Source organism: Streptomyces sp. NPDC005878, from assembly GCF_040629815.1.
Taxonomy (GTDB): domain Bacteria; phylum Actinomycetota; class Actinomycetes; order Streptomycetales; family Streptomycetaceae; genus Streptomyces.
Window position 1 is genome coordinate 49237 of sequence record NZ_JBEXWK010000023.1, and the last position, 12620, is coordinate 61856.

Here is a 12620-nt window from a genome sequence, read left to right on the forward strand (position 1 = left end):
GGCGTCTCGAAGCGGCGGGCCGTCTCGCGCAGCCACGTTTCGTCGGGGGAGGACGGCGGTGTGTGGGCGAGGCGGTCGACGTGGAGGGCGGCGGTGCGCGCGAGGTGGCGCAGCCGGCCGGTGGCCTGATCGGCGGTGGCGCGGCGGTCGGTGGGCGCGCCGTGCAGCTGACCGGCCAGCGTTTCGGCGGCTATCTGCACCCGGGTGTACGCCTGGAGCTGCAGGCCCCAGTCCGCGGCGGGGGTCTGCTGCGCCTGGTCCCATGACTCAGTGAACTCCGCGATGGCCGACGCGAGTTCTTCGCCGGGCTCGGCGGGCAGCTCCTGTCCGAAGTCTTCCTGCCACTGGTCGTGCAGCGCGTGCAGGGCCTCGCGTGCTCGGGCAGCGGAGTCGTGCTCGTTGTCCGTGGCGTACGGTGCGGGGCGGTCCTCGCCGAGGATCCAGCGCTCCTGGGTGGCGGAGCCGTCGCTCGTGCCGGTGTTCTGGGCGGGCTCGTCCGCGCGCTCCTCCGCTGCATCCCCGGCCGGGGCGGGGGCGGCGTTGGCGGTGGGGTCGGCTGCGGCGAGGGTGCGCACGGCGTCTTCGTCGCCGTCGCGGATGGCCTGGATGAGGGGCTGGTTGTTCTGGCTCCAGGTGGCCATGAACTCTTCGAACTGGGCGCGTGCCTGGGCCTCGATGGTGCGGGCCAGGTCGTTCTCGCCGGCGTGCTGGGCCAGAGTGGCGCGGTGCCGGTCGAGGAAGGTGCGGGCGAGGCGGGTGAAGTGGCTCAGGGGTGCTTGCATGGTGGCGCGGTCGCGGCCCTTGAGGGAGCGCAGGAGCCGCTCGGCCTGGTTGAGGGAGTTGGTCAGGGCGGTCTCGGTGTCGTGGCCGTCGCGGTCCTCGTGTGCGGCGACCGCCTGGAACAGGTCGTGGCGTAGCTGGGTGAAGGCCCGCGGGATGTTCTCGCGGTCCCAGGTCTGGCCGGCGGCGCGGCTGAGGTCGATCTCGGTGGCTTCCAGCTCGGCGAAGGCCTGGTTCCATTCCCGCTGGGTGGCGAAGACGGGCGCGGTTGCGGGCGAGGGCACGGCGGCAGGCGGCGGGGCGGGCGCGCCGGTGGCGGCCGGGGCGGGCGCGGGCTCGCCGGTCGCCGTCGACGGGGCTGTCGCGGGCGGGGTGCTGGTCGTGGTGGGTGCCTGCGCGGGGCCGCCGGCCGGGTTCTCGGCCACGGGAGTCCCGGCGGCGTCGGGGGTTTCGGGGGCGGAGGGCGCGGCTCGGCGGGCCAGCCCGGTGAGGCGGGCGTCGTTGGAGACGGCTTCGAGGCGGGAGCTGTCGCGGCGGCGGGCGATGAGCTGGCGGCCTTCGCTGGTAACGGCGTGCAGGACGGGGCTGTCCTGCATGAGGCGGCGCAGCAGGGCGTGGGCGGCGAGGGTTTCGGTGCCCACGGTGTACTTGGCGGACAGGCCCAGGTCGTCGAGGCGGACGTACTCGCGGCCGTCCTCGGCGCCGGACTGGTCCGGGCGGGGTTCGTCGGAGTCCTCCCACTGGGCCAGCACGACGGGGCTGCTCAGGGTGGCGGTCCACCGCTGTTCGTGCAGGGCGGCCAGGCGGCCGAGCCGCTTGAGGTCGGTGGCCATGGGGTTGTTCCTGCCGAGCGCCTTGGTGGCGTCCTCGATGGCGGTGCGCCACAGCTCGGGCGGCACGATCGCGGCGGTCGGCGCCAGCACCTCGCCGGCCAGGCGCTTTTCGCGCAGACTGCGGCTTTCCTCGTGCAGCTGGGCGAGGGCCTTGGTGAGCTTGCGGGCGCCGGGGCTGGTGGCCGCGTCGGGGTGGGATTCGACGACCGCGCGCAGGGCTTCGGCCATCAGCCGCTCGGCGATCCACGTGCCGAGACGGTCGGTGTAGTGCGGGAAGTCCTCCTGCTTCTCGTCGGCTGCCGTGGGGCCGTCGGCGGACGCTCCGGCGCCGCCACTGCCTGCCCCGGAGCGGCTGCGGGAGCGTCCACCGCCCCCGCCTCCCCCGCCGGAGCGGGCCATGACCGCCCCGTCCTCGGCGCCGCCCGCGTAGCTGGGCACCCCACCGGCGGGCCCGTTGCTCTGGACCGGGGCTTCGGTCTCCAGCTCGGCCATCAGTGCGGCCAGCTTCGCCTTGGCCTCCACGAGGTTGTCGTCGTCGTGGTAGACGGTGCCCAGGTATGACTGCGCGTTGGCAACCTCTGCGAGCGCGTGGGCGTGCTGCTCCTGGGCGAGGGCAAGGTCGTCTTCGAGGTGGGCGAGGCGGTATTCCAGGGACTGGATCGTGCCGGAGACGGCGGCCGGATCGGCGGTGAGCTTCTTGCGGTCAACGGGTACGGGCTGGCCGGCGCCGAAGTCGAGGTGAAGGTCGAGGAAGTCCAGGCGGGCGAAGATGGGCACGCCACCGAGTTCGGCGACCTGGAGCGGCGGGGGGTTGCGCTGGCCGCGCAGCTCGTCGATGGCGTCGACGAGCCGGAACTGGAGGGCGGCTGCGGCCTCCTTGCGCTTGGTGTAGGTGCGCGTGGTGCCGGTGGGGCCCACCACGGTCATGGAGAAGTCGGTGTCGCGGGTGGAGCGGCGGGTGCCGGGCGTGGTGGCGTCGCCGAGGATGGTGGTGAGCAGCGAGATGCTGGCTTCGAGCTGCTCGGCGCGCAGGGTCTCGGTGTCGATGGTGTGCCGCAGGCCGTACTGGGCGGCGTTGTGGGCGTGCTTCTCGGCCTCCATGCCGAGGATCTCGTTCTGGAGGGTTCCGACTTCCTGCAGCCGCGGGTCGCCGGCTCCCATGGCGACGGCCTCGACCATGTACTCGTTGAGGTCCATCGCGATGTCTTCGATGGTGCGGTCGGTGAGCTTGCCGCTCATCAGCTGCTGGATGAACTTGGCCTTGCCCAGGACGAGCTGCCACACGTAGGCGTCGAAGCTGTTCTCGGTGACGTAGTTGTAGACGTGGACCTCGCGCTGGAGGTCGTAGTTCAGGTTCTTCTGGCGGACGACGCGGCCGGTGCGCTGGTGCAGGTCGACGGGGCGCCAGGGGCAGTCCAGGTGATGCACGGCGATCGCGCGCCGCTGCACATTTGTCCCGGTTCCCATGGTTTCCGTGCTGCCGATGAGGACGGAGATCTTGCCGTTGCGGGCGTCGCGGAAGAGTGCGGCCTTCTCCCGGTCGCTCTGGGCTTCCTGCATGAAGCGGATGCCGTCGGTGGGAACGCCGCGGGCGGCGAGCTCCATGAACAGCCCGTCGTAGACGGTCCACTTGCCCTGCTTGAGGGCGTCCTTGGAGGGGGTGCCCAGGTCGGCGAAGACCAACTGGAGGCTGCCGGGCAGTTCGTCGGGCGCCGCGTCCTTGGGGCCCTGGTAGACGTCGTCCTTGTGCTTGAAGTACAACTCGGCGATCTTGTCGGCGGCGATCGAGATCTTCGTCTGCTCGCCCTCTTCGAGGGCGTAGCCGATCAGCCGCGGGTCGAGGGCGGCCTGCCGCATCCAGGACGCCAGCTTGAGCATGTTGTCTTCGCTGGGGTCGACCGCGCGTGAGCGGATCGCGCGGGCCCGGCTGCGGGCCTTCTCGGCTATCTCGGCGTTCACGCTGGTGGGCGGGCAGCTGATGATCTGCGGGCCGCCCTTGTACACATCGGGGACCGGCAGCCCGAGGTCTTCTGCGGTCTTGACGTCGGTGGGCACCCACCAGGCGGTGAGCAGTTCGGGCATGTTGGTGAAGCGCGCGAACCGGGACTTGGTCTGCAGGCCGCCCTCGGGGGCGATCTCGATCTTGGTGTCGATCTCGGCGTGGTTGGCGACCCAGTCGTCGAAGTTCTCCAGGCCCTCGGCTTCGAGGATGTCGGGGCGCAGCAGCTTCATCCACACGTACGCCTCGGCGATGCTGTTGACCACCGGGGTCGCGGAGGCTCCGGTGATCACGCGGGCGCCGTACTTGGCCCGCATGTACTCCAGCTTCATGTGCAGGTCGGTCGCGCGGATCGACCCGGCAATGCTCAACCCGGCGTTGTTGGACGGGTTGTACAGATTTTTGAAGTTGTGGATCTCGTCGACGAACAGGTAGTCGATGCCCAGCTGCTCCCACGACAGGCCGCCTTCGCGGATCGAGCGCATCCGGGCGCGCAGGGCCTGTTCGCGGACGAGCTTCTTGCCCTCGACCTCCTTGACGGTGTCGTCCTTCTCGGGGTCTTCGCCCTTGGCGATGATCGCGGCGCGGCGCCGCTGGAGGTCGCGTTCGAAGTCGGCGAGCTGGTTGGCGATGTAGTTCTCGTGCTCGGCCGCGGAGAGCGGGATCGCCTTCATGACGCCGTACGTCATGATGATCGCGTCCCAGTCGCCGGTGGCGGCCTTGGCCGCGAACCGCTTGCGCTTACGGCGGGTGGACAGGTCCTTGGTGGAGGCGGTCAGCACCTTCGCACCGGGGTAGGCCTGCAGGAACTCCCGCGTCCACTGCTCGGCCATGTGGTTGGGCACGACGATCGCGGGCTTGCGCGCGAGGCCGAGGCGGCGCAGTTCCATGGCGCCCATGGACATCTCGAGCGTCTTGCCGGCGCCGACCTCGTGGGCGAGCAGTGCACTGGGCTCGTTGAGGATGCGGGAGACGGCCGCCTGCTGGTGCGGGCGGGGGGTGAACTCGGTGGACAGGCCCGGGAAGGACAGCTTCGGGGCGTCGTCGTAGTTGCGCAGGACGAAGCTGTTGAAGCGGGTGTTGTAGAGGGTGGCGAGTTGCTCGGCGCGCTCCTCGTCCTTCCACAGCCAGTTGCGGAACTCCTCGTTGATCTTCTCCGCGTACTTGTTGGCGACGGTCGTCGCGGTCATCGCCTCGGCCCGGATCTGGGCCTTCTCCGCGGCGGTCGCCTCGTCGGGGAAGCTGGGGACGATCCGGATGGGCCGCTGGTTGAGCAGGGCACGCACGATCTGGACCGCGTTCATCTCCTGGGTGCCCCAGACCGCGGTCATCATGACGTCGTTCTCGTTGCGGCAGTCGACCGTCCACGTGGACCCGGCGGCCCGCTCCACCTTGATCGACTCATCGCGCAGCAGGCCGCGCAGGAACTCCTGGACGTAGGAGGCGTCCACCCAGGGGGCGCCGAGCTTGACGCGGATCTCGCCGGGCGGCACGTCTTCGGGCTGCACTTCGGTGAGCGCCGCGACGTTCGCGACGAACCGCTGGTCGACAGCGGCGGCGTCCTGGGCCTGGGTGAGCTTGAGGCGGACGTTGCCCGACAGGTATTCGGCGGCCGGCACCAGGCGCCCGGTGTGGGGCTCCTCGAACACCACCCCGAACAGCGCGTCCCGCGCCGCTGCTTCGCTGTTCAGCTCGAGCAGCCGGGCGACGACGTCGAGTCGGATCTTCCCGTGCAGGTCGAGGCTGATCGCGGCGGCCTCTTCGGGCGTCTCGGCCTTCTCGGGCAGGGTGCGCGGGGCGGCGACGCGCTGGGTGAAGATCTCGGACTTGCGAGCGGTGCCGGTTTCCTCGTCGTAGTCCTCGAGCGCGTACACCAGCGGGGCGTGCGGGTCATCGGCAAAGCCGCCCTGGTTCGGGGGGACCCGCGCCCAGACCTTGAGCTTGCCGGCGTCGCGCATCTCATCGCGCACCGCCTGCACAGCGGCCAGCGCCTCGCGCAGCGCGGCCGGGGCCTTGGTGGCGTTCCAGCCGAGCAGGACCTGCAGGTCGGCTTCGGTCATCACGCCGTCGCCGAGGTTGTCGATGGCGGCCTGCTGTTTCGAGCCGAGCCGGCCCGTCACCTCCAGGGCGGCGTCCATCAGCTGCTCGGACAGCTCCTCGGGCACGTCGTCCCAGGTGAGCTTGCGGGTACGCTCCTGTCGGGTGAACCGGCTGATCGGCCCGTACTTCTGGACGTACGCCTCGTAGTGCGCGTTCAGGGTCGAGCGCAGGAAGGTCAGCCAGGCGTCATCGGCATCCGGCGAGGTCTCGGCGTCCAGGAGCTCGGAGACCGCGTCACGTATCAACAGCAGCGCCCGCAGCTCGTCGCGCTGGGTCTTGGGGCAGGGGTGCGGTTCGCTGTCCTCCAGCCGCGCCGACCAGAAGCTGCCGTCCGGCAACTCGATGATCCGCCCGTCGAACCGTTCGGCGTTCTCGCCGAACAGCTCCCGCGCGTCGGGGCCCTGGACCTCCTCCTCGCGCCGGGCCGGGTTCTCGGTCATCCCCAGACCGGCCTCGACGGCCGCCGCGATCTCCCGCTGCAGCTCCCTGTCCAGGCGGGCAGCCGTGTCCCCGCTGCCGGCGAGGACCTCGGGGCGGTGCTTACCGCCCCGGGCACGCCCGGGGACCAGGGTGCCCAGCACGTTGCGCGGATGGGCCTGGAAGTACTCGTTGACGTCCATCCGCTTGTCGTCGGCGGCCTTGACCTCTTCGGTCTTCGCGAAGGCCGCGCCCTGCTTCTTGTGGGAGGGCGCCTTGCGGCGGAAGACCAGCAAGTCGGTCGCGACGTCGGTGCCGGCGGCCGCGGCGTGCGCGCCGTTGGGGAGCCGGATCGCGCACACCAGGTCCGCGAGTTCGCCCATCTCCGCTCGGGCGGCCTTGGAGGACTTGTCAAGGGTGCCGGTGGAGGTGATGAACGCGGCCACTCCCCCGACCCGCACGCCTTCGAGGGCCTTGATGATGAAGTGGTCGTGCATGGGGAAGTTCCCCGGGTTGTACCGGGGGTCGGTCAGCCGAGCGGAGTGGAACGGCACGTTTCCGATCGCCGCGTCGTACTCGCCGGGTTTGACCCGCGACTTCTCGAAGCCTTCGTTCAGGATCCGGGCCTGCGGATACAGGGCCTGGCTGATCGCCGCGGTCACCGGGTCGAGCTCGACGCCGGTCATCTCGGCACCCTCGGGGGCCATGCCGATGAACGTGCCGACCCCGGAGCCCGGCTCCAGAACCCGGCCGCCCTTGAACCCGAGCGCCTGCAACGCCCGCCAGATGATCCGCACGTACGCCGCGTCCGTGTAGTGCGCGTTCAGCGTCGTCCGCCGCGCCGCCGAGTACTCCGCCTCGCTCAGCAGCTCCCGCAGCTCCCCCTGCGCCGCCTCGTACTTCTCACGACGGGCCTTGGTCCGCTCCCGGGACGGGTCGAACACGTTCGGCAGAGCGCCCCAGGATGACCACCGGGCCAGCACTCGACGCTCTTCGTCGGTCGCTTCCCGCTCCTCGCCCTGGATCTGGCGCAGAACCCGCAGCGCGGCGAGGTTGGCCTCCAGCCGCGGCATCGACGATGCAGGCGCGAGATCGTTCTGGTCCTCGGGGCGGAACGCCCCCTCCTGGGCCGCCATCTACAGCAGCCCCTGACGGGACAGGGCCTCATCCGAGAGCCCGGTCAGCTCCAGCAGACGAGGCACAGCACCCGCACGAAGCCGTTCACGCTCCGCGGCGCTGAAGTCCCCAGGCCGACTCCGGCCGGCCAGCAGGTCGTGAAGGTGCTGCTCACGCCACTGCTCCTCGGCCGCCTCGGCTTCGCTGAGGTGCGGGTCGTCCCCCAGGTCGACGTCGTTCTCGGCAGGCAGGAGCACGAGCTCGCGCAGCACCTCGCGCTCGGCGTCGTGGCGCAGCTGCTGGAGACGGCCGGCCCGCTCGAGGAAGGACTCCCCCACGGCGGAAGACACGTTCAGACGCCCAGCGGTCCAGCGGACCCGCACCTCGTCCTGGACATCGGTGCCCAGCTCGGTGAAGAAGGCCTCGGGGTCATCGATCTCCGAGATGCGCCCGGGCCGGAACTCATGCCAGTGCTGCTGCGCGCGCCGCCCGTACTGATTCACGTCCACACTCCCCACGTCCGGTGGGCAGCGCAGAACGATCAAGGACTAAGAGAGGCTCCTCCTACGCCGCCAGCAACCGATAGTTGGCGGCGAGAGCGCCCCAGAACGGGCCTGAGCTGGGCGATCCCGTCGAGCGGGACCAAAGACGGAGGGATCTGTTGCAGCGGTCCGCAGCGCGGACCCGAGGTATCCGAAGGGCAACGTCACGGCTTGCGAAATCGACGCATCTCTAGGCGGTCGACTTACGCGCCGTACATCCCAGGGGCGCTGCCCCTGGACCCCGCCAGGGGCGAGCGGCCCCTGGACCCGCATCGCGGGGGCCAGCCCCCGACCCCGGCAAGGGGCGTTGCCCCCTGCACCCCTCCCTGGGGGCCTACTCGCCCCCCAGACCCCCAGCGCCAGGCCCTTGGCGGCCTGGACCAGCCCACCCCGCATGCCCTGCGCCGGCTCCTAACGTCGCCGACGCACCGCTCGGGCGCTGGGCGCCCTCCCTGGGCAAGCGGGACAGGAATGAGACCAACGGCCGGACTGGGTGACGGATCCGACTGCGCGACACCTTGCAACTGCAGGCCTCAGGGGTTGATGAGGGGGTGGTACCGGTTGAGGGGGGTAGAGATCCGTTGCAAGGGTGAGGTCGGGTAGTGGTACGCGCCGCCGAGAACGTGGTGCGACAAGCCAAGCGACACACGGCCCGCTGTGGTACTTGCGTCGTGGCGGACGGTTAGATATCACGCGCGCGCGCACGCTCTAGAGGTTAGACGGATACCAGTTTCCGCAGGTCAGAGCAGTGATCATGCAAAGCGATCATGACGCCCAACTCATATTACTGGGGCCTCTGTATGAAGTGAGCACCTTGCCCACCCATGACGATTGCGCGATATAGGCGCAATGTTGCGCGCTTCGATGCGCAGGCGCACCGAAGTTGCTGCCGTGACAGGGCTAGCGGCTAAACCGAGGGCAGGTCGCTCCAGCGGAGGGCGACGGACCGCCCGAGGCTCGGGTCAGCTCGTACGCACGTTTGCCCGTCGGACATGGGAGGCGGCCCTGGCCTCCCGAAGCCCACGGGCGCGAAATGGAGAAGCGCCGGCAGGGGCCACTCACGGTGAGGGCGCAAGAGGTCAGCCCTTCGGCTGGCGTTCCATGCTCTGCAGCTCATACTCGACACGCCAACGCGCACATACGGCGCGTCGTTGCGCAGTATGCGCGCAATCAGTAGGGTGCACTTTGTCTAAGATTCGATCTTGAGGAGTGCTCTTCGCCATGTCGGCAAGTTCCGCCCGAGGCCCGGACGTTAACGGTCCCCTCGGGCCATCTCCAGTTCCCCGCAAGAAGCCGGGCCGCCGAGCTAGTCCCTACCGGCAGCCTGGGAGTCTCGCGCCTCGCCCGAACGTCGTTGAACTTCCCGAAGGCCATCGGGCTCACGTCGAGCCGCCCCTCACAAGCGATGGCTTCATCGGCGGCGGGTTCACGATGGACTCGCTCGCCTTCATGCGCTGGGCTTCCGCCTACTTCTACGACGACAACGTCAGCCTTTGCGTCCTTCTGTTCTTGATCGGGAGCCAGGAGCCAGGCGGTCTTGCATGCGTCACCCAGAACGAGATCGCTCAGGGAATTTCTGAGCAGATGTGGGAAGACCTGCGCAAAAGACGTGATCAGAGCCAAGTCTCAAGGTCCATCTCCAAGCTCACCGCACTCGGTCTGGTTCACATGCCCAAGCGAGGGCACTACCAACTCCAACCCGCGGCCACGCTGCGAGGCGGTACCCAGACGTTTGAGCGACCGGTGCGGCAACGAAGTGGGGCCCGGACAGAGAAGGTCCGTGTGAGGGTCGACCAGCTGAGCATTCTGGCGGATCTTCTGGACGACCCGGACGTTCCTGAAGCCTTCAAGCAGCTGGCTCGGCCCGATCCGGAGCTTCCTCGTCGTCGAGGAGCGGCCAAGCAGTCCGAACCTGAGTCCCCCGGAGGGCAGTGTTGATGGCAGAGGCACCCATGGCTGACGAGGCCCCGGCGGAACTCACCTGGGGCTCCTTCAACGTCTTCGCGTACACCCCGAGCATGCCGGGCATCGCCTACCGGGTACTACACCACCTGCTGGGCGAGCAGAGGCCCGGCGGCCTATGTCAGACCACCGAGGTGGAGATCGCCGAAGCGCTGAAGGTTCATCGCTCGCAGGCCGGCCGCGGACTGCTTCATCTGGGGCTCGCCCGCATGGTCTTCCGGAAGACCAAGGGCCTCTACCAGCTCAACCCCATGCTCAGCGGCTTCCGTACGCCTGCGGAGCACAAGGCAGCCATCGACGGCATGGCCGAAGAAGACTGGCTCGACGTCGAGGACTACCAGGAGCGGTACGACAGAGCGCTCGCAAGGCACGAGGAGGAGGTCAGGCTCCGCACGCTGGAGCGGAAGCACGGCAAGGTCCCGACAACACCAGGTGTGGCTGACCTAAGCGCAGCGCGTCGCCGGGGACGCCGGTCGTAGGCCAAGAAACAGCGAGGCCCCACCCGAAGGTGGGGCCTCGCTGCGTCTAAGATTCGTGAACACTGTACCCCGAAACTGGCGCTGTTCGCCAGCGGAGTCATTTGGGGCAAGGCGAGAGCAGCCTCAGCGCCCGGCACGACAAGACAGCGGTGGCCCAGGCGGTTGCCGAGACCTTGCTCGTGCGACGTGCTGCGAAGCAGGCTCCTTCTAGGCCGGCTCCTGGGGAATGACCCCCTCAGCCTGCAGCTGCATCAGCGCCATCTTCGCGACCTCGCGGGGCACCCCATACGTTCGCGCGAGAGCCAGATCGCTGGGCACCTCGAAAGTCTCGTCCGAGGTCATCTGCCGGCGCACCTGGCCGGCGATGTGCATTGCTCCGCCAGGGAGGAATTCATTGAGCGCGACTGCGATCAGGATGCCCGGCGTGCCCCGCAGCCCAGCCTCCGCTGCCATCTCCTTTACGACAGCCTTGTCATCCTTGGTGGGCTGCCACCAACGTTGCACTGGCCCCGTGCCCTTGAGAGGGCCCTTGCTGCCTCTTGCAGCGAAGCGGCTGCGGGTAGGCGTCACGCGAGCAGGCATTTTGGCCCGTGCCATGGCGTGTGGAATTTCATCTGCGATGTGATCAAGAGCCTCAATCACCACCTCGGTGACCGTAAGATCACGCGCCTGCCTGTACTCCTTCAGCCGATCGGCAACATCTTGGCTCACACGGAACCCGCTCTGGCCCGCTCGAAGCTCCTGATCGTCTGCGTCGTCATCCTGGTGATAGGAGCTCATGGGCTGCTGCTGAGACCGAGCTACGGCCGACGCGGGACGGACAACTGCGGCCGAAGCAGCAGGCGCGGCGGGCAGCGGCCCACTTGCGTCGCTACCCCAGGCTGCGAAGGGATCAGCGGGCGCGCCTGCACCGTCATCTGGGGCGTCGAAGAGGTCTTCCAGCTCCCCTGAACCTTGATCCTTAGCGTCCTGAACTTCCACGTCTCCAACTTCCGACATCAGGCGGCCTTCCTCATTTCTGCCGCGCGCTGAAAGATTTGAGTCACGAGGACCTCGTAATCATTGGCCAGATGCTGTGCGGCGTCCGGGACGGTTCTGGAACCCGCCTTGCGCTCCTGTTCCAGCTCGAAGGCCGTAAGCCCGCGGTCGCGAATGAGGCCGGCCATCGTCGACGAGTGCCCCACAGCCTGCGGGAACACGTAGGCGTGCTTGCCCAAGATGTTCCGGGAGCGCTTCTCGATCTCCTTGTGAATCTGAGTAGCGTTACGTGGGGAGAAGCAGTGCGCTACGCCCAGGATCCTGAGCTGTCGATTCACCTGCACAGCCATCTTGAAAGCCTGCCCGAAGTCCTTGAGGCCGTCGTCGAGCGAGGCGGCATCGTACTTCACCGGCACAACCGCATAGCGAGCCGCCATCAGGCAGAGTCGAAGCAGGTCCGGATTTTCTGGCGGCGTGTCGATGAAGATGGCCTTGTACCGAGGCAGCAAGGGAGCGAGACAGACGGCCAAACGCAGGTACGCAGCCAAGAACCCCTCATTGCGGGCGACCTCGGTGACGATGGCATTGATCTTACGAATCTCGGGGCCGCCCACGATCACGTCGAGGTTCTCCCGTACTCCTGCGAGCGGGACCAACGGCGCCCCGGAGGCCATCGACTCGGCGAAGCCCTTGCCCTGGTCCTGCTCGCCATAGCCCAGGTCGCGATGCATGTTGCCCTGGCCGTTGACATCGATGGCCAGAGTCGGGAGTCCCATGCGAGCCGTCTTGGCTGCCGAGTTGGCTGCCAGCGTGGTCTTGCCCACGCCGCCCTTGCCGTTGCCGAACATGAAGACGTTGGCGAACTGCGAGTAGTCGACCCCGTAGTCGGCGACTTGGAGACCGAAGTTCATCAGGCGGGGCTCACTTTCGAGGAGTCGGCGAGGCCCTGATGGGCACAAGCAGCATGACAGATCACCATGCTGACCTGTTGACAGACACGCAGGGGAGCATGGGCGATCAGCACGCGAGAGTACACAGATGCTGTGCAGACGTCCAGCGTGAGGGCATCCCTGTGGAACAGTCGTCAGGTTGGCCTACTGAGCGGCGCGCACGGAAACAGTCTTGCCGGAACGCCAGTACCCACCTGACCGAGCATGGGGGCACAACCGCTCTGCACCCAAGGTACTTGCATGCAGATCAACCCGCGTGCAAGCCGCATAGTTTGCACGTTGCGCGACAGAGTTCACAGCGGGGCTTTCAACCAGCCCTCGTGCCTGTGGCTGTGCTTGCAGGGACTCAAGCCGCACGCACCACTGATACGCGAGCTGACATTCGCGCACACATGCAAGGCCGCGTGCACTCATGCATTTGCGTTTCCGAGTCAGTGTGTCTGCATTGGTCAGTGCCTTCAGGT

The 12620-nt window shown here is 68.2% G+C and carries 6 protein-coding genes (1 of these 6 running past the window's edge); 2 read left to right on the top strand and 4 right to left on the bottom strand.

What is annotated here, in order from left to right; translation table 11 throughout:
* On the bottom strand, nucleotides 1-7265 hold the beginning of the coding sequence (locus ABZ404_RS27975) for a UvrD-helicase domain-containing protein (RefSeq protein ID WP_358991020.1). 21439 nt of this gene lie to the left of the window's left edge; only the first 7265 of its 28704 coding nucleotides appear in the window; its start codon is at nucleotides 7263-7265; its stop codon lies beyond the left edge, outside the window.
* Nucleotides 7266-7748 carry a hypothetical protein gene (locus ABZ404_RS27980; RefSeq protein WP_358837035.1) on the bottom strand — a complete coding sequence of 161 codons (483 nt, stop codon included), beginning with the start codon at nucleotides 7746-7748 and terminating at the stop codon, nucleotides 7266-7268.
* Nucleotides 7749-9218: 1470 nt separating this feature from the next.
* Between ABZ404_RS27980 and ABZ404_RS27985 the strand changes: the two genes are divergently transcribed.
* A complete protein-coding gene (locus ABZ404_RS27985) occupies nucleotides 9219-9725 on the top strand; it encodes a hypothetical protein (protein WP_358836473.1) in 507 nt (168 codons plus the stop codon).
* Nucleotides 9725-10228, top strand: coding sequence for a hypothetical protein (locus ABZ404_RS27990; protein WP_358991022.1), 504 nt, complete (start codon nucleotides 9725-9727; stop codon nucleotides 10226-10228). Before ABZ404_RS27985 ends, ABZ404_RS27990 begins: the two co-directional genes overlap by 1 nt.
* Before the next feature lie 207 nt (nucleotides 10229-10435).
* Here the strand turns inward: ABZ404_RS27990 and ABZ404_RS27995 are convergent, their stop codons facing one another.
* Together ABZ404_RS27995 and ABZ404_RS28000 are read right to left on the bottom strand one after the other, a co-directional pair.
* Complete coding sequence (locus tag ABZ404_RS27995; RefSeq protein ID WP_358836471.1) at nucleotides 10436-11008, bottom strand: hypothetical protein; 573 nt, start codon at nucleotides 11006-11008, stop codon at nucleotides 10436-10438.
* Between the two features lie 218 nt (nucleotides 11009-11226).
* Nucleotides 11227-12117 carry a ParA family protein gene (locus tag ABZ404_RS28000; protein WP_358836470.1) on the bottom strand — a complete coding sequence of 297 codons (891 nt, stop codon included), beginning with the start codon at nucleotides 12115-12117 and terminating at the stop codon, nucleotides 11227-11229.
* Nucleotides 12118-12620 lie beyond the last annotated feature (503 nt).